General features: G+C 41.6%; 16 protein-coding genes and 1 other RNA gene. 3 read left to right on the plus strand and 14 right to left on the minus strand.

Features of this window, described 5'->3' with window-relative positions; genetic code table 11:
• Positions 1 to 3: 3 nt before the first annotated feature.
• The 14 genes from BT797_RS12460 to rsmI form a co-directional block, all read right to left on the minus strand.
• A complete protein-coding gene (locus tag BT797_RS12460; protein WP_045112114.1) occupies positions 4 to 822 on the minus strand; it encodes a cell division protein FtsQ/DivIB in 819 nt (272 codons plus the stop codon).
• Between the two features lie 15 nt (positions 823 to 837).
• Positions 838 to 1,776 carry a D-alanine--D-alanine ligase gene (locus BT797_RS12465; protein ID WP_045112115.1) on the minus strand — a complete coding sequence of 313 codons (939 nt, stop codon included), beginning with the start codon at positions 1,774 to 1,776 and terminating at the stop codon, positions 838 to 840.
• Entirely contained in the window at positions 1,764 to 3,224 is a 1,461-nt protein-coding gene (murC, locus tag BT797_RS12470; RefSeq protein ID WP_170860760.1) for a UDP-N-acetylmuramate--L-alanine ligase, read from the minus strand. The genes BT797_RS12465 and murC overlap by 13 nt, the downstream gene beginning before the upstream one ends.
• Positions 3,225 to 3,233: 9 nt before the next feature.
• A complete protein-coding gene (murG, locus tag BT797_RS12475) occupies positions 3,234 to 4,292 on the minus strand; it encodes an undecaprenyldiphospho-muramoylpentapeptide beta-N-acetylglucosaminyltransferase (RefSeq protein WP_045112117.1) in 1,059 nt (352 codons plus the stop codon).
• A 67-nt stretch (positions 4,293 to 4,359) separates the two neighbouring features.
• Positions 4,360 to 5,541: a cell division protein FtsW gene (gene ftsW / locus BT797_RS12480; protein WP_045112118.1), complete on the minus strand. Its 1,182-nt coding sequence runs from the start codon at positions 5,539 to 5,541 to the stop codon at positions 4,360 to 4,362.
• Positions 5,541 to 6,881, minus strand: a complete 1,341-nt coding sequence (gene murD / locus BT797_RS12485; protein ID WP_045112119.1) for a UDP-N-acetylmuramoyl-L-alanine--D-glutamate ligase — start codon at positions 6,879 to 6,881, stop codon at positions 5,541 to 5,543. The genes ftsW and murD overlap by 1 nt, the downstream gene beginning before the upstream one ends.
• Positions 6,881 to 7,963, minus strand: a complete 1,083-nt coding sequence (gene mraY, locus BT797_RS12490; protein ID WP_045112120.1) for a phospho-N-acetylmuramoyl-pentapeptide-transferase — start codon at positions 7,961 to 7,963, stop codon at positions 6,881 to 6,883. The genes murD and mraY overlap by 1 nt, the downstream gene beginning before the upstream one ends.
• Complete coding sequence (locus tag BT797_RS12495) at positions 7,957 to 9,393, minus strand: UDP-N-acetylmuramoyl-tripeptide--D-alanyl-D-alanine ligase (RefSeq protein WP_075472261.1); 1,437 nt, start codon at positions 9,391 to 9,393, stop codon at positions 7,957 to 7,959. The genes mraY and BT797_RS12495 overlap by 7 nt, the downstream gene beginning before the upstream one ends.
• Entirely contained in the window at positions 9,393 to 10,901 is a 1,509-nt protein-coding gene (gene murE / locus BT797_RS12500) for a UDP-N-acetylmuramoyl-L-alanyl-D-glutamate--2,6-diaminopimelate ligase (RefSeq protein WP_045112122.1), read from the minus strand. The genes BT797_RS12495 and murE overlap by 1 nt, the downstream gene beginning before the upstream one ends.
• A gap of 52 nt (positions 10,902 to 10,953) precedes the next feature.
• Positions 10,954 to 12,681 (minus strand): peptidoglycan D,D-transpeptidase FtsI family protein, encoded by a 1,728-nt coding sequence (locus BT797_RS12505; RefSeq protein WP_045112123.1) that lies wholly within the window; start codon positions 12,679 to 12,681, stop codon positions 10,954 to 10,956.
• A complete protein-coding gene (gene ftsL, locus BT797_RS12510; RefSeq protein WP_045112124.1) occupies positions 12,678 to 12,992 on the minus strand; it encodes a cell division protein FtsL in 315 nt (104 codons plus the stop codon). Before ftsL ends, BT797_RS12505 begins: the two co-directional genes overlap by 4 nt.
• Before the next feature lies 1 nt (position 12,993).
• Entirely contained in the window at positions 12,994 to 13,935 is a 942-nt protein-coding gene (gene rsmH / locus BT797_RS12515) for a 16S rRNA (cytosine(1402)-N(4))-methyltransferase RsmH (RefSeq protein ID WP_045112125.1), read from the minus strand.
• Between the two features lie 168 nt (positions 13,936 to 14,103).
• An RNA gene (gene rnpB / locus BT797_RS12520) (RNase P RNA component class A) lies at positions 14,104 to 14,479 on the minus strand.
• Between the two features lie 43 nt (positions 14,480 to 14,522).
• Positions 14,523 to 15,362: a 16S rRNA (cytidine(1402)-2'-O)-methyltransferase gene (gene rsmI / locus BT797_RS12525; RefSeq protein WP_045112126.1), complete on the minus strand. Its 840-nt coding sequence runs from the start codon at positions 15,360 to 15,362 to the stop codon at positions 14,523 to 14,525.
• Between the two features lie 84 nt (positions 15,363 to 15,446).
• Here rsmI and BT797_RS12530 point away from each other — a divergent pair, with 84 nt between their 5' ends.
• Genes BT797_RS12530 through BT797_RS12540 form a run of 3 tightly spaced genes read left to right on the plus strand, consistent with a single transcriptional unit; the run spans position 15,447 to position 18,299 of the window.
• Positions 15,447 to 17,321, plus strand: coding sequence for a penicillin-binding protein activator (locus tag BT797_RS12530; RefSeq protein ID WP_075472263.1), 1,875 nt, complete (start codon positions 15,447 to 15,449; stop codon positions 17,319 to 17,321).
• Entirely contained in the window at positions 17,284 to 17,691 is a 408-nt protein-coding gene (locus BT797_RS12535) for a YraN family protein (protein WP_045112128.1), read from the plus strand. The genes BT797_RS12530 and BT797_RS12535 overlap by 38 nt, the downstream gene beginning before the upstream one ends.
• Positions 17,692 to 17,702: 11 nt before the next feature.
• The gene (locus BT797_RS12540; protein WP_075472265.1) at positions 17,703 to 18,299 is read left to right on the plus strand and encodes an SIS domain-containing protein; all 597 of its coding nucleotides are present in this window, start codon (positions 17,703 to 17,705) and stop codon (positions 18,297 to 18,299) included.
• The last annotated feature ends 1 nt before the right edge of the window (position 18,300 follow it).

An 18,300-nucleotide genomic window follows, 5' to 3' on the forward strand; every position in this document is an offset into this window, starting at 1 on the left:
TCATTACTCTTTCTTGTCATTTTTCCAGCCAACTGAGAAACCTGTATCATAACGTAAATCTATATAGGCTATTTTTTCTTTATCTAATACTGCAACATAATCGATATAGCGCTGAATCCGTGACATTGCATTTTCTCGTCCTAAACGCAGCATTATACCATTACTTAATTCAACCGTTATTGCATTGCGTAAATTCAGTGTCATCGCGTCTATTTGGTAATTATTAAGCTGCAGCAATCCATTGAATTCGTTGTATTTAGCCAATGTTTGTTTGATTCTATCACTCGGGCTATAAAGTTTCACTAATGATTTTGGTGCTCGATTAGTATCGGCATCAAACACGATTCCATCTTCGTTCAATAATTGCGTATCATTCCACACTGCAACTACGGGTTGTTCTTGAATATACACACGTAATAAATCAGGCCAGCTTTTACGTACCGACGCATGATAAACCCAAGGTAATGATTCAATTTTTCTTTGAATATCATCAACATTTACCGAAAAGTAATTTTCGATCGCCGGTTTTTGCAGTAATACAACGCGAATATCATCATCACTGATATAATCTCGTTCACCTTGAATAATAAGTGCTGACATTGGCATTTTACTGGCATCAGTCAGGTATGCTTCCATACTACTAAACATCCAGCTAAAAAATACTACCACCATAAAAAAGAATAAGAGACCTAAACCACGCTTTAAGCGTGATGGCGCTAATTCTTCCGCACAGGATTCATCCGCTTGAATCTCAAGTTCGGTAAGCGCGTAGATACTATCATCTACGGCTTCATCTCTCGGTGTTGGAATAACAGCAGTCATATCAAGATACGTTTATTAATGCGCGAGCGCTAATACTTTAGAAACTAAACTCTCAAAGTTATACCCAGCAGCGTTGGCTGCCATTGGTACTAAACTTTTTTCAGTCATGCCCGGTACTGTATTTACTTCCAACAATTGGAACTGCCCCTGTGCATCTAACATTGCATCAACACGACCCCAGCCCTCAGCAGCTACTGCACGAAATGCTTTTAATGCATAAGCTTGCAACTGCTGACATTGTTCATCAGTAATGGGAGCTGGACACAAGTATTCAGTGGTATTTGATTGATATTTAGCTTGGTAATCATAAAACGTATTTGGTGTTTTAAGCTGAATAACTGGCAGTACTTCATCACCTAAAATTGCAACCGTGAATTCAGGTCCTTCAATCCATTGCTCAATTAAGATCTCATTATCATACTCAAACGCAGCCGTGACCGCCGTTTCTAATTCCGCGACGTTATGTACTTTAGCCATCCCGATACTGGAACCTTCTTTCGCTGGTTTAATTATCACGGGAGAACCAAGATCTGCAATGATATCGCTTGCTATCGCATTATCAAAATTAATTGGTGTAACAATACGATAAAGCGCAGTCGGTAAACCTTGAGACTGCCAAATTTGTTTAGTACGGATCTTATCCATCGCTAATGCTGCGCCTAAAACCCGGCTACCAGTATAAGGAATAGCAAGCTGTTCTAACGCACCTTGCATCACACCGTCTTCACCACCGCGGCCATGTAGCGCAATAAACGCATGGGTGAAACCATCACCCTTCAGTTGACTAACATCATATTCAGCCGTATCTAAAGCATGTGCATTCACACCTGCACGTTGTAAACCTGCTGTAACTGCGACACCCGATTTTAGTGAGACTTCGCGTTCGGCAGAATTCCCACCAAATAATACTGCTACTTTTTTAGTACTTGTTACGCTCATGATTACTTCTTCCATTGTTTCATCGTACTAACATTCATTTCCATTGCAGCCAATTCCTTAGCAAGTGTCCCCACATTACCAGCACCCTGGGTTAATACCAAATCACCATCTTGTAAATGCTCAGCTAAAATGGCCGGGATTTCATCAGGACTAGAAACAAAAATTGGTTCAATATTGCCACGTTGTCTAATACTACGACATAATGAACGACTATCAGCACCAGGAATGGGTTCTTCACCTGCTGGGTATACTTCTAATAAAAATAACAAATCAACCTTTGATAACACGTTTGCAAAGTCTTCATACAAATCACGGGTGCGTGTATAACGGTGTGGTTGGAATACCGAAACCAAACGTTTTTCAGGCCAGCCTGCTCGTGCAGCAGTAATAGTAACATCAACCTCGGTCGGGTGATGACCATAATCATCAACCAACATCACATTACCTGCACCTGAATCAAATGCACCAAGATGATCAAAACGTCGACCAGTACCCGCAAAATTAGCGAGCGCGGTAATAATAGCGCGATCATCAATGCCATCTTCAGTCGCGACGGCTACTGCAGCTGTCGCATTTAAGGCATTATGTTGACCCGGAGAATTCAAGCTAACACGTAAATCTTCGCGATCTTTCCGACAAATGGTAAAGTGACTTTTATGACCTTTTTGCACATAATCAATAATGCGTACATCGGCATTTTCGGAAAAACCATAAGTCACGACCTGACGACCAATGTCTGGGATCAACTTTTCAATAACAGCATCATCAGCGCACATCACAGCTAAACCGTAAAATGGCAAATTATGCAAAAAATCCATAAAGGTTTTTTCTAATTTAGCAAAGTCACCACCATAAGTATCCATATGGTCAGCTTCGATGTTCGTCACGACAGCAACCATCGGCTGCAGCAGTAAGAATGATGCATCGCTCTCATCCGCTTCAGCAATCAGGTAACGACTTTTACCTAAACCTGCATTGGTGCCAGTGCTCTTTACTAATCCGCCATTAACGAATGTAGGATCTAAGCCTGCTTGATGGTAAATACCTGTCACTAGCGCTGTAGTCGACGTTTTACCATGCGTACCTGCAATTGCAATCCCATGACGAAAACGCATTAATTCTGCTAACATTTCAGCACGTTTAATCACAGGAATACGGTTTTCATGTGCAGCCATAATTTCAGGATTAGTGAGATCGATAGCCGTTGATACCACCACTACACTAGCATTCTCTACATTTTCCGCTTTATGCTCAAAATTAATTTTTGCACCTAATTTGACTAAACGTTCAGTCACAGGATTAGGCGCGAGATCAGACCCCGTAATTTGGTAACCTTCGTTCGCTAATACTTCTGCGATCCCACCCATGCCAGCACCACCGATGCCAACAAAATGAATAGTTTTCACACGACGCATCTCTGGCACTACCGTTCTTAGTTGTGCGATCTTTTGTTCAGGCATTATCTATCTCTCTTAACTTAATGCTGAACAGGTATTTGCGACCTGCTCAGTTGCATCTAGAATAGCAGCACTTCTGGCTGCATTTGACATAGCGACAAGTTGTGCTTCATCGTCAATCCATTGCTGTAATAATTTGGCTAAATCCACGGCATTGAGTTGGCTTTGTGGGAGCAATACCGCGCCACCTGCTTGTACCAATGATTGGGCATTTTTAGTCTGATGATCATCCACTGCATGTGGTAATGGAATAAAAATAGCGGGTAATCCAGCAACAGCCACCTCTGACACCGTCAACGCGCCAGCGCGACACACTACCACATCAGCTTGATGATAAGCTTGCGCCATGTCATCAATAAAATCAGATACTTTAATCTCAGCTGTAACACCAGCAGACTGATAAGCAACATTCACCGCAGTACTATTATTTTTGCCCACTTGATGGCGGATACTAATTTTATCTTGGGGTAATAACGCCAGTGCTGCTGGTAACGTTTCATTTAATACTTTTGCGCCTAAGCTACCACCAACAACCAATACCGTCAGCTTGTCAGTGCTTACGTGTGGTAATGCATGTAAAGCCAGTACATCTTCACGTACTGGATTGCCAACCAACAGACCCTGAGAAAATGCACCAGGAAAGGCCATGAGTACACGTTTAGCAATTTTAGCTAATAGACGGTTAGTGAGACCTGCCGCCGCATTTTGCTCATGCAATACCACAGGAATACCTTGTAACCAAGCCGCTACGCCACCCGGTCCACTAGCAAAACCACCCATTCCTAAAACAACATCAGGTTTGAATTTTTTCATCACTTTACGTGCCTGTAACACGGATTTTAAAATTCGAAAGGGTGCAAGGCATAAACGCTTAACTCCGTTACCACGCACCCCTGAAATATCAATGAATGAAATATCAAAACCATGTTGCGGGACTAAATCGGCTTCCATACGATCCGCAGTACCAATCCAATGAATCACCCAGCCCTGCTGTGCTAAATATTTTGCTACCGCAATACCAGGAAATACGTGACCGCCAGTACCACCAGCCATCACTAATAAACGTTTTGTCATAATATTATCTTTCATTGTAATAGATTTAATCAGTTATTAAGGCATAAGTTACTTATACATATGATAACTAACTGGGAGTTGTACAATTTGACATCGACACTTTTTGTGCACGATATTCATAATCGATCCGCAATAGCACAGCCACTGCACAACTCATAATTAATAAGCTCGACCCACCATAACTCACGAGGGGCAATGTTAACCCTTTAGTTGGCAATAACCCGGAGGCTGCACCGACGTTAACCAAGGTTTGAAAACAAAACCAAACACCAATGCTAATTGCTAAGAAACCAGCAAAAGATTGATCAATCTCCAGACTCCGACGACCAATTTGCAGTGCTTTAAATACTAATAACATTTGTAGCATCAAGACGATAAACACGCCTATGAAACCTAATTCTTCAGCCAAAATTGCGAATACAAAATCGGTATGAGCTTCTGGTAGATACTCTAGTTTTTGAATCGAATTACCAAGCCCTTCACCGCTAAAGCTACCACGGCCAAATGCCATTAAAGATTGGGTAAGTTGATAACCACTACCAAATGGGTCATCCCAAGGGTCAAGAAAAGAGGTTATCCGTCGCATTCTATACGGCGACAATATCACCGCTAATACACCTAATAAAATAGCCACGACACATAGTGCCATGAAGTGAACCAACTTTGCACCACCGATAAATAACAGTGCTACACTGGTGGTTAAAATAACCATCACAGAGCCGAAATCAGGTTGAAAAAGCAGCAATGCAGAGATAACGGCGATCACAAGTAATCCATTCACAAAACCTTTATAGCTTTCTTGTAATAAGCTTTTTTGGCGGACTAAATAACCTGAAAAATAAGTAAATAGAGCAAATTTAGCAAACTCAGCGGGCTGCATATTCAAGGGACCAAACGAGAGCCAACGAGTACTGCCATTCACCGTACGACCAATGACTAATACCACGATCAATAAACCAATAGCGACAAATAAAAACCGCACACTATTACGCTCAAAAAAAGCAATCGGAACATTCAACACACAAATTGCAGCACACAAGGAAACGCTCAGAAAGACTAAATGTTTTTTCACAAACATGAAGGGATCATCACCCAGAGCAATACCTTCAGGTAAGGATGCCGATGCAACCATCACCAAACCAACCATCATTAAGATAATCGCTAATAATAATAATTGGCGATCATAAACCGCCGCGCGCTGCTCTTCAGCACCTAATAAATAGGCTTTCGTCCGTGTCAGAAATTCCATTATAATGCCTTCACTAGCGCTCTAAAGTGGTTACCCCGAGCCATAAAATTAGCGTACATATCAATACTTGCACAAGCAGGTGACAACAAAACCCAGTCACCCGGTTGTACAAACTCACTAATTTCAGCAATCGCAACGGCCAGGTCTGGGACCAATTTCGTATTATCCGTTAACGCCGAAAAACGTTCACCGTCTTTACCAAAGCAATACGTCAACGCAATGTCATCACGTAATGCGGGGACTAAAGGACTAAAATCAGCGCCTTTTCCATCACCGCCAGCAATCAGGTATAAACGTCCTTTAACACTGCTTTTCAACCCGGCCAGCGCCGCTAGCGTTGCTCCGACATTCGTGGCCTTAGTATCATTAATCCACCTTACCCCGTTAAGTTCACGAATAAACTCACAGCGATGCGCTAGCCCCGTAAATTGACGTAATCCCGGTAACGTTTTAGTTCTATCCACACCTGCGGCATCAAGCAGGGCTATGGCAGATAATGCGTTCATTAAATTATGTACACCGGTGATCTGCAAATCATCAGCACTGATAATGCCCTTACCTTGATAAGCTAACCAAGTACTCCCTTGCTGTTGGAGCAAGCCATAATCAGCATCACTCTCACCAAAACTACGCTTAACCGCACTTAGCGTATTATTTTGTTGAGGACAAGCCGTTAATACATCATCACTATTTGTTACCACGGTTTGCGCATGCTGATAAATTGACAATTTGGCTTGGCGATAGGCTTCGAAATCAGGGTAACGATCAAGATGGTCGTCTGTTACATTCAGTACGGTCGCAGCAATAGCCTTTAGACTATGGGTCGTTTCTAATTGAAAGCTTGAAAGCTCTAACACATATAACTGATAAGGATCGGCTACATCAAGTAGGTCTAATGCTGGAATGCCAATGTTGCCACCGATTGCGGTCTTCACACCTGCTGCATTCGCCATTTCACCAACCAGTGTAGTAACGGTCGATTTACCATTCGATCCAGTAATCGCAATAATTGGTGCTTGTGCAGCTCTGACAAACAATTCAATATCACCAATCACTTCCACCCCCTTTTGCCGTGCAGCAGCAATCTCGGGGGTTGCAATGGCAATACCTGGACTAACGACTAATTGCTTAGCCTGTAATAAGACTTCAGGGTGTAACCCCCCTTTGTACAACGTTACCTGAGCTGGCAACTCATCTTGTCCCGGCGGTGCATCACGGCTATCCACAACAACAGGAATAATTCCCTGCTTTAGAAAATAGCGAACACAAGACAGACCGGTTTGGCCTAAACCAACAATAACGATAGGCGATGCCATATTTTGCTCAGATAATGGTGTCATTAGCGTACCTTCAACGTGGCTAAGCCAATGAGTACTAAAATAATAGTAATGATCCAAAAGCGTACAATCACACGTGGTTCAGGCCAACCTTTTAGTTCATAATGGTGATGAATTGGAGCCATCCTAAAGATGCGTTGACCACGTAACTTATAAGAACCTACTTGTAAGATAACCGATACTGTTTCCATAACAAAAACACCGCCCATGATCACCAACATGAACTCTTGGCGAACTAATACTGCTAGCGTACCTAAACCCGCACCTAATGCTAATGAACCTACATCACCCATAAATACTTGTGCTGGATACGTGTTAAACCATAAGAAACCAAGTCCGGCGCCAACCATAGCCGCGCACACAATCACTAATTCACTGGCTTGTGGGATATAAGGGATAAACAGATACTCAGCAAATTTAACGTTACCCGTTAAGTACGACACAAGCATAAATGCACCCGCCACTAATACCGTTGGTAAGATAGCTAAACCATCTAAACCATCGGTTAAGTTAACCGCATTACTACTCCCCACAATCACAAAATAAGTTAATACAATGAATAACAATCCAAGTTCTGGCATATATTCTTTAAAGAAAGGGACAACTAATGTCGTTTCTGCCGCCGAACCTGCCGTTACATAGAGATAAACAGCGATACCAATTGCGACCGCTGACTGCCAGAAATACTTCCAACGCGCAATCAAGCCATCGGTATCTTTACGGATCACTTTGCGATAGTCATCCACAAAACCAATCGCACCAAATGCGACAAACACAAACATCATGATCCAAACATAGGCATTATCTAATCTTGCCCATAATAGCGTTGATACTAAAATTGCAACTAGGATCATTACGCCACCCATTGTTGGCGTACCACGTTTACTGAAATGTGATTCAGGGCCATCATCACGTACAACTTGACCAATCTGCATATCTTGCAAATAGCGGATAAGTTTAGGTCCCATCCATAATGTCAGTAATAACGAGGTAATTATCGTGATAATTGCACGAAATGTGAGATATGAAAAAACTCTGAATAGCGAGAAATGCTCACTTAAAGATTCGAACAACCAAACTAACATTTTATTTCCTTTACTGTATTTTTAACTAATATTGTATTTTCGATTAACATAGCAGTGTTCTCAGATAGCTTTGTGGTAAGCAAACTGATTGCCTGCTCCATTTTAGCACTACGGGAACCTTTAAATAATAAAGTAAACACCTGCTCTTTGGGAGCTGTAGTGATTAAGTCAGCTAACGCATCAACCAGTGCTGGCTGTGCTAAAAAGGCGCGACCAATAACACCAGCAGTTAATGCAGCTTCACGACTAACGGCACCACAAGTATAGACATGATCAACCTGTTGCTGCTGAGCATAATGCCCAACTTGTTGATGCATATCAGCAGTACTAACGCCCAGTTCTCCCATATCGCCCATGACTAATACATTTGTTGATTTGAAATGGGTTAATACATCAATGGCCGCCTTTACTGATGCAATATTGGCATTATAGCTATCGTCAATAATACGAATACGTGGGGTTAATTGTGATATTTTCAATCGTCCCTGTACATTAACCATAGATTCAAGGCCTAACTTAATGGTTTTAATATCAATACCAAAACAACTTGCCATTGCAGCGGCGGCTAATGCATTAGCGACATTATGACGACCTGCAACACCTAAGTTAATCGAACAGTCACTGTCTGGTGTGCATAATCTAAACGTCGGGTTACCCGAATCAGCAAATTCAATATTAGCTGCAAAATAATCGGCACTCTCATCAACAACCGAAAAGTTAACGTGTCGCTGTGAGTCAACTTTACGTAGCCAGTATTGATAAAACTTATCATCGCGGTTTAGTACCGCCATGCCTTGTTCCTTAACCCCCGATAATATCTCACTTTTAGCCAATGCGATGCCCTGTAGATCACCAAAACCTTCTAAGTGTGCAGCATCAACATTATTGATTAACACCACATCTGGCAATACCAATCCCGTGGTATAGGCAATTTCTTTTTTGTGATTAGCACCAAGCTCCATCACCGCAAATTGGTCTTCTTGCTGTAAGCGAAGCAATGTCAATGGAACACCAATATCGTTATTAAAATTGCCTGCAGTTGCTAATGTTGGTGCGACTTGTTTTAAAATCGCCGCCAGCATTTCTTTCGTCGTGGTTTTTCCATTACTGCCAGTAAGCGCTGCAACTTTAGGATTAACATGTTCACGCACCATTTTACCTAACAGACCTAAAGCAACACGGCTATCTTTTACTTGAATTTGCGGGATATCCACCGCTTGCTTTTTTGTTACAATAGCAGCAATAGCACCTTGCTCTGCCGCTTTGGCAACGAAACTATTGGCATCAAAATTATCACCACTTAACGCGACGAACAAATCACCAACTTTAATCGTGCGTGTATCTGTTGAAACATGAGTAATGACGACATCATCACCTTGGTACTTGGCATTGAGTTGTGTCGCAATTGCACTTAACGCTAAACTAATCATTATTTTTTACTCAACATCTCTCTGATCGTCTCTCGATCACTATAATGGTGTTTATCTACACCGATAATTTGATAATCTTCATGGCCTTTACCTGCCACTAAAATAATATCGTCAGCACGACTTTGTTCCATCGCCCAATGAATAGCACTACGGCGATCATGAATAACTTGCATTACATCAGGGTTAGCAAGACCGATTTTCATATCAGCTACAATCGAAGACGCAGACTCAGTACGCGGATTATCATCTGTAATGACAGCCATATCTGCAAATTGTTCAGCGACTTGTGCCATTATTGGTCTTTTACCTGTATCTCGGTCACCACCACAGCCATAAATGCACCAGAGCTTGCCTTCACAATGCACACGTAATGCTTGCAAGGCTTTTTCTAATGCGTCAGGTGTATGAGCATAATCAACCACGCAAGCAGCTTGCCCTGCTTGTTTGAATAATTCCATACGGCCACATACGGCGGTTAATTTTGGTGCTACCTGTAATAAATCATCCAAATCATAACCGAGAGCTAACAAACTCGCGCAAGCGGCCACTACATTAGAAGCATTAAACTCGCCAATTAAACCACATCGCAATGTACCTTCACCCCAGCTGGTTTTTAACTCACAGTTAAAACCACCGGTATCAAAATTTAAATCATGACAATATAAAAAAGCACCAGAATAGGCTGATAAATCTTGCTGGACTGAAAATCGGATAGCATCAGGCCATTGCTGTGACCACGCTTTACCGTAAGTATCATCAACATTAAGGATCCTATGTTTCACAGCACCTTGAAATAAGATTTTTTTGGCATCAGCATAATTATCCATGTCTCCATGATAATCAAGATGATCACGGGTTAGATTGGTAAATAATGCCACATCAAAGTCGAGAGAATTTACACGACCTTGGATCAAACCGTGTGAGGATACTTCCATGGCACACAATTCTGCACCTTGTTGCACTTGGCTCGCTATTTCAGCTTGTACATCTAAACCACTACCTGTGGTATTTTCTGTTTGCACTAATTGATCGAATAAGCCATTACCGATCGTTCCCATCACACCAGCTTTACCGTTTAATAAAGTAACCCAATTGGCAATAATCTGCGTGATAGTGCTCTTACCATTCGTGCCAGTAACACCGACAAGTTTTAATTGCTGCGAAGGGAATTGATAAAAACTATCGGCTAATGCGGATAAGGCCTTATTAAGACCAAAAAAAGCAACAATAGGAATTCCATCAACATATTCAATATGACCATGTTCTCCCTGAATATCAGCATCTTTCAGTACAACTGTTGCACCACATTGTAATGCATTACCAATAAACCGGCGACCATCAAGGGCATGACCATTTATCGCGACAAAACAATCGCCCGCCTGCACTTTCCGGCTATCAATAATCAATGCGTTAACCGCTAATTCAAAATCAATATTCCACGTTTGTAGAGATAAGACTCGACATGACGAATTCATTTCCAAACCCTTAATATTTAAAGCCCGTGGCATTTAACAATCCTTAGTATCAAACAACCCTTAACGCCTAAGCGTCCTTTAATTTTTAAGCGTCTTTTGCTATTACTGTTAATGATTGTTTTTCATCTGGTGTTACATTTAACATTTGTAATGTTCTTTCCATAACTTCAGCAAATACCGGTGCCGCGATAACACCGCCGTAATAGCGGTCACCGCTTGGTGAGTCAATCACCACCACTAATGCAAAACGAGGATTAGACACGGGAGCAATACCAGCAAATAAAGCAACATAATCGTCACCATAACCACCGGCAATAGCTTTACGAGAAGTACCAGTTTTACCCGCGACGCGGTAGCCATCAATACGTGCTTTATCACCCGTACCGCCTTTTTCCACCACGCTTTCCATCATGAGCAATAGCTCTTGTGCGTGCTCTTCAGATAACACCCGTTCTGATAATGGCATCGTATCCAATTTTCTAATTGTCAGTGGACGATATACCCCACCAGAAGCAATTGTTGCATAAGCATGAGCAAGCTGTAATGTTGTCGCTTGCATACCATAACCAAAGGATAATGTTGCATTCTCGAACTCTGACCACCGTGAACGACGTGGCATATAGCCCCTACTTTCACCATTTAAGATCAAGCTACTTTCATTACCAAAACCAAATTGATAATACGTATCCAGCAAACGTTGATGACCTAGTTTCAGCGCAATTTTACTCACGCCCATGTTTGATGAATAACGTAAAATATCACTCAGTATCATCTCACCACGGTTACGGGTATCTTGTACTAAACGACCACCTAAACGCATACGGCCAGGATTTGTATCAATTATAGAATCTGCAGCAATAATACCGTTATCTAAACCACTGGCAATTACGAGTGGTTTAATTGTGGAGCCAGGTTCGTAACTATCCGTGATAGCGCGATTTTTTAACTTATAACTGTCATACTTACTGCGATTGTTCGGGTTAAACGATGGGCTATTTACCATCGCTAATATTTCTCCTGTTTTTACATCAATCATCACCAATGATCCCGACACAGCGCCGTTGTATTTAACCGCTTTTTTCAAGCGCTGATAGGCTAACGATTGAATACGTTGATCAATACTGAGTTGGATATTATTGGCTTGTTCACTTTGCTGAATAACAGAGATATCCTCAATAACATTACCTAATCGGTCTTTACGGACAATACGCTTACCCTGGGTACCAGTAAGAAAATCATTATAAGCCTTTTCAACGCCTTCAATACCTTTGTCATCAATATTAGTCATGCCAACCAACTGTGCGCTAACTTCACCGGTTGGGTAAAAACGACGGGATTCTGGAGCCAAACTTACACCGACTAATTTTAATTCATCAACATACTTAGCAACCGCGGGACTAATTTGGCGTTTTATATACATAAAACGACCATTGGAATCCATGATTTTTTTTTGCAGATCAATAAGATTAAGATCGAGAATTTCTGCAAACGCTTGCCATGCACGTTTTTTATCAAAACTGTTTTTATTTTTAATGGTGCGCGGATCCACATGGATCGCCATCACGGGCACACTAACAGCCAATTCCACCCCATTGCGGTCGGTAATAATACCGCGCTGTACTTGCTGTGATGCCACACGTAGTGAGCGCATATCCGCTTGTTGACGCAGATGTTCGGGATTAATAACTTGGATATAAGCGGTACGGGCGAGTAAGCTTAAAAAGATAATAACAACCGTGGCTGCAACTAAACGATAGCGCCATAAGATAAAATTGGCTGGTTCTTCGTTGGTAATATTTCTACGATTTGTCACTGCTGTGTCACCAACTTTTCTTCTGCTGTACTTGGTCGATACATACCGAGTTTGTGTTTTGCGGTGTATTCAATTTTACTGTGCTCTTCTAACGTGCTTTGTTCTAACAATAAATTACGCCATTCAATGTCAGCCAAGTCACGCTGAGTCAATAACTGCTCTTTGTTATTCGTCTTTAAGCGGGTTTCATGCGTTAACATGATCACGGCAAAAGCGGAAATTAAGATGGCAAACAATAGACTAACGACTCGCTTATGCTGGCCGATGTCAGTCATGATAACCTTACCTAAATCCCACTTAATGCCGAACATATTACAATTTTTCCGCCACGCGTAATACAGAACTACGCGCTCGAGGATTGAATTCTAATTCTTGCTCCGAAGGTTTTAGCATTTTACCGACTGCCTTCATGGTACGCGTTTTATCAATTTCTTCTTGCATGATAGGTAAGCCGTATGGCACTTCTTTACCACGCGCTTGTTTACGAATGAATTGCTTCACAATACGATCTTCTAACGAGTGGAAGCTGATCACAGATAAACGACCACCAGACTTAAGACATTTTAATGCGCCAGCTAATGCACGTTCAATCTCTTCTAACTCACTATTAATATAAATACGGATCGCTTGGAATGAACGTGTGGCTGGGTGTTTGGTTTCTTTTTTCGATTTTGGTACCACACGGCAAATTAAACTTGCTAACTGTGCTGTTGTTTCGAATGGCGTGCCGTCACGATCAAATACCACGGCGCGGGCAATCTTACGGGCAAACTTTTCTTCACCAAATACTTTCAATACCCATACAATATCATCATAGTCAGCTGTTGCTAACCATTTAGCTGCACTGATACCTGATGTAGGGTCCATGCGCATGTCCAACGGACCATCACGTAAAAAACTAAAACCACGAGATGCATCGTCTAACTGTGGAGAAGAAACACCAAGGTCCAATAACACACCATCAATTTGTTCTGTCAGTTCTTTATTTTCCATATATTCAGCAATACCAGAAAATGGACCGTGAACAATATCAAAACGTGGGTCTTCTAATTTTAATGCTTCACCCACTGCAATTGCTTCAGGGTCACGATCGATTGCAATCAATCGGCCGTTTTCACCCAGCTGAGACAAAATAAAGCGAGAGTGACCACCGCGACCAAAAGTACCGTCAATATAAATACCATCCGGTTTTAGGTCTAACCCAGCTACGGTTTCGTTAAGTAAAACGGATACGTGTGCAAATTCTTGTGTCATGTCGATGAAAGCTCTTAAAAATACTTTAAATTATAGCAGGTGCTAAAATGGTTATTGTAACGTAAAAGATCTAGTTTAGGGAGGGGTAAAACGTATTGCAAGTGATGCTGATAATCAGAAGGAAAAATAAACAAGAACTTATCTATAGTAAAGAAGATATAGATAAGGTCTTGGAGTTGGTCGATAAGCCGGGTTTTGTCGTGGACAATCATTCCTCTAGGTCTGCAATCGCTCACAGACTCAAGCAACCTACCCGCTTTCAGCGTGGGTCACGCCTATAGAAAGCCTATTTGGTCTTGCTCCGGGTGGAGTTTACCCTGCAACGAACTATTACTAGTCGTCCGGTGCGCTCTTACCGCACCCTTTCAGCCTTACCTGTGCTTCCTAAAAAGCCATCGGCGGTCTTCTCTCTGCTGCACTTGTCGTGGGCTTGCGCCCCCCAGGCGTTACCTGGCACCCTACCCTGTGGAGCCCGGACTTTCCTCCCCTCTATAACCTCGATATAAATACCGAGTCATAAAGCGGCGATTGTCTGACCAACTCCAAGGCGAAGGATATTACATAATCTAAGACAAAAAATCCAGCGATTAATTAAAGTTTTCTAAACCCCACTTATACAAAGCATTTTTTTTGCCACCGTGAATTTCAGCCGTTAATGCAGCCGCTTTTTTCAATGGCAATTCTTCATTTAATAATCTTAATGTATTCAGAACCTTAGCTGGTATCTCTAGGCCCGTAGGTTTGTAACCAGAAACTAATAATACAATTTCACCACGACTCCGGTTGCTGTCTTCCGCTACCCATGCTGCTAACTCACCCACTGGCATAGTGGTAATACTTTCAAACGCTTTGGTTATTTCGCGTGCAACACACACTTCACGTTCAGGCCCCATGATTGCCGTTAAGGCATCTAAGGTATACTGCAGTCGACGCGGTGATTCATAAAAAATCATCGTCCGGGTTTCTTCTTTCAGCTCGGTGATCTTGTCATTACGGGCTTTTTCTTTCGAAGGTAAAAAACCTTCAAACGAGAAACGATCAGATGGGAGACCAGAACCACTCATTGCAGTTACTGCTGCGCAAGGACCAGGTAGTGGTACTACTTTGACACCATGTGCACGACAGGTATTAACCAAATGGTAACCAGGGTCACTGATCAACGGCGTGCCAGCATCAGAAACCAGCGCTATGCTGATACCAGATTGTAGTTTTGATACTAAATATTCTGCTTTTTGCTGTTCATTATGATCATGCAAAGCAAATGTTTTAGTTTTGATTTGATAATGGCTTAGCAGTTTCCCCGTATGGCGGGTATCTTCTGCAGCAATTAAATCAACACTTCTTAGTATCTCTAAACCACGCTCTGTGATATCAGAAAGGTTGCCAATCGGGGTTGGAACGATAAATAAAGTTGCTTGTTCAGACATTTCATTCTCATGGGTAGTTTTTTGTTAAGCGATGATGCTTTAGTATAGGGGTATTATAAATCTCTTTTGCAGGATAATACACCAATGGAATTTAAGCACAGTTATTCCCGCTTGATTATGTTTTTTAGTTTGAGTTTACTGCTCAGTGCGTGTTCAAGTACCACAACATCTGAAAAAGCAACATCGAAACCTCAGCTAATTGGTGCGCCAGACGTGCTTACGCAAATAGATCAACCGGCGCAATACTACATTGATAAGATAGCATTAGCGAATAAACCACAAACCATCTCTTGGCAGTTATTATCCGCACGCGCTTTGATTACAGAAGGTCATCCCCAACCAGCGCTTGATATATTATCATCGGTAGAGAGAAACCCACTATCAACACAGCAATTATTTGAAGTGGCGTTAATCAAATCAGAAGCCTATCTATTAGAAAAGCGCTATCATGATGCGGCCACAATATTGAACTTTAGCTCGACACTAAGTACAATGAAACTCGCACATTGGCAACGCTACTATCTATTAAACGCCACTATTTCCGAGCTGCAGAATAATAATGCTAAAGCGGTTGAATACCGCGTCGCGTTAAATGACTTCCTTGATGCAAAACTGCATAGTACCAATAATACGCGTATATGGAAGTTAGTCACGATAATACCGACATCAGAGTTACAACAACTAACATCGCAATTTGATACAGAAAACCCAACACTTTCAGGTTGGTATCATTTAGGTATGATCGCACAACAATATCGTACCGAACCACAATTACTCATTCAGAATTTACAAGTATGGAAAACAGAGTACCCACAACACCCTGCATTGAGTGCTTTCCCTATCGAACTTGTAAAAGCAATGGCAATAACACCTTATGCACCAAATCAAATCGCGGTACTGGCTCCTTTAACGGGTAAACGCGCCATAGCAGGTAAAGCAATAAGAGATGGGATGCTAAGTGCTTACTATCAAGATGAAGAAGCCGATAGAGTTAACTTACGTTTCTATGATACAGCAGAAACAAGCGCAGATAAGCTGTATTTACAAGCCATTAATGATGGGGCTGACTTTGTTGTAGGTCCATTATTAAAATCAAATTTAACCAAAGTATTACCTTTAGTAAAAGAAGTACCATTAATCTCATTAAATAAACTGACAGAAGCGCCAGCAACAGAAAATATTTTTTATTTCTCATTAAGTTCGAATGATGAAGTTATTGCGGCTGCGAAAAAAATGCAAAAAGACGGTATCAAACAACCATTAGTACTCGCACCAAATAATCGTTCAGGTAATAACTTATCAGCCGTGTTCGCCAAGCAATGGCAATTACTCACGCAAGATACCAGTGATATTTATAAATATAAAAGCCGCAGTGACATGCAAAAAACGGTGACCTCGCTATTTTCAGTGACATCGAGTAATCAGCGTATTAACTTAATGAAAAACCTAGCCGGTGCTAATATTAAAGCCAAAACACGCAGTCGTCGTGATATTGATGCCATTTATATTATTGCCACGCCTTCTGAAGCGATGTTAGCAATTCCTTACATTATTACCACCCAGAATCCTTATGCACCACAGGTAGCAGTGTATGCAAGTTCACGTACTCATGGTAATAATCTTTCCAAAAGCCAAAACCGCGATCTTAATGGTTTAATATTTAGTGATATGCCTTGGTTGTTGAACCCAGATCTCGAACTGAAACAGCAAACTTTGGCACTGTGGCCAAATATGTCGAAAATCCAGCAAAATCTATTTTCGATGGGCTACGATTCATTTAAATTAATTCCAAACCTGCTACAGCTACGTAATTTTCCTGACTTACGCCTAGCTGGCCAGACTGGTATTCTTTATATTAATGAAAACGGTATTATCGAACGCGAATTTAGTTGGGCTAAATATCGCTCAGGTAAGATAAGACTTGAGGACACGAACGCTGAAACTAAAACAACCCCGTAAACGCGGTGAATATTTTGAAGGTATAGCAGCCGATTTTTTACAGCGCCAAGGGTTAATTATCTTGGCGCGGAATTTCGCTTGTCGCCAAGGTGAAATAGATTTAATTTGCCAGCACGGCGCAAGCAGTGACGTAAAATCAACAACAGCACTACCGACCTTAGTATTTGTTGAGGTAAAATATCGGCAATACACCCATTATGGCGGTGCTATTTCAGCAATCCCGGTCACGAAACAACGAAAATTGCGTTATACGGCGCAATATTATATGGTGCGCAACGGAATAAATGAAAACTACACCCCTTGCCGTTTCGATGTGATTGCCATTGAAGGTTCCAGTGATAATATTCAATGGATAACCAATGCTTTTTAGAGTAGATACCCATGTTAGAGCTAATTAAAGAAAATTTTACTGAGAGTATTCAAACCAAGATCGCCGCAGCCGAGGCATTACCTGAATACATTCAAAACTCAGCCATGATGATGGCACAATGCTTATTAAACGGTAACAAGATCTTAATCTGTGGTAATGGTGCATCCGCGAGCTTGGCTCAGAATTTTTCTGCATCATTATTAAATCGTTACGAAACCGAACGCCCAAGCTTACCAGCATTGGCATTAACCCCTGACTGTACGCTGATGACAGCTATTGGCACCGACACCAGTTTTGATATGGTTTATTCTAAACAAGTCCGAGCCTTAGGGAATGATGGTGATATTCTAGTGGTGATCTCTGCAGGTGGCCATAGCCGTAATGTAATTAAAGCCATTGAAGCAGCGCTAACACGCAATATGACTATTGTCGCTTTAACGGGTAAAGATGGGGGGGAAATATCAGGATTATTAGGTCCACACGATGCCGAAGTCCGCGTACCATCACGCCGAGAAGCAAGAATACAAGAAGTACATGCTCTGATCATTAACTGTCTTTGTGACATTATCGATCAAACTTTATTCCCACAACAAGAGTGCGAAGAATGAG

Source organism: Moritella viscosa (assembly GCF_900120065.1).
Classification (GTDB): domain Bacteria; phylum Pseudomonadota; class Gammaproteobacteria; order Enterobacterales; family Moritellaceae; genus Moritella; species Moritella viscosa.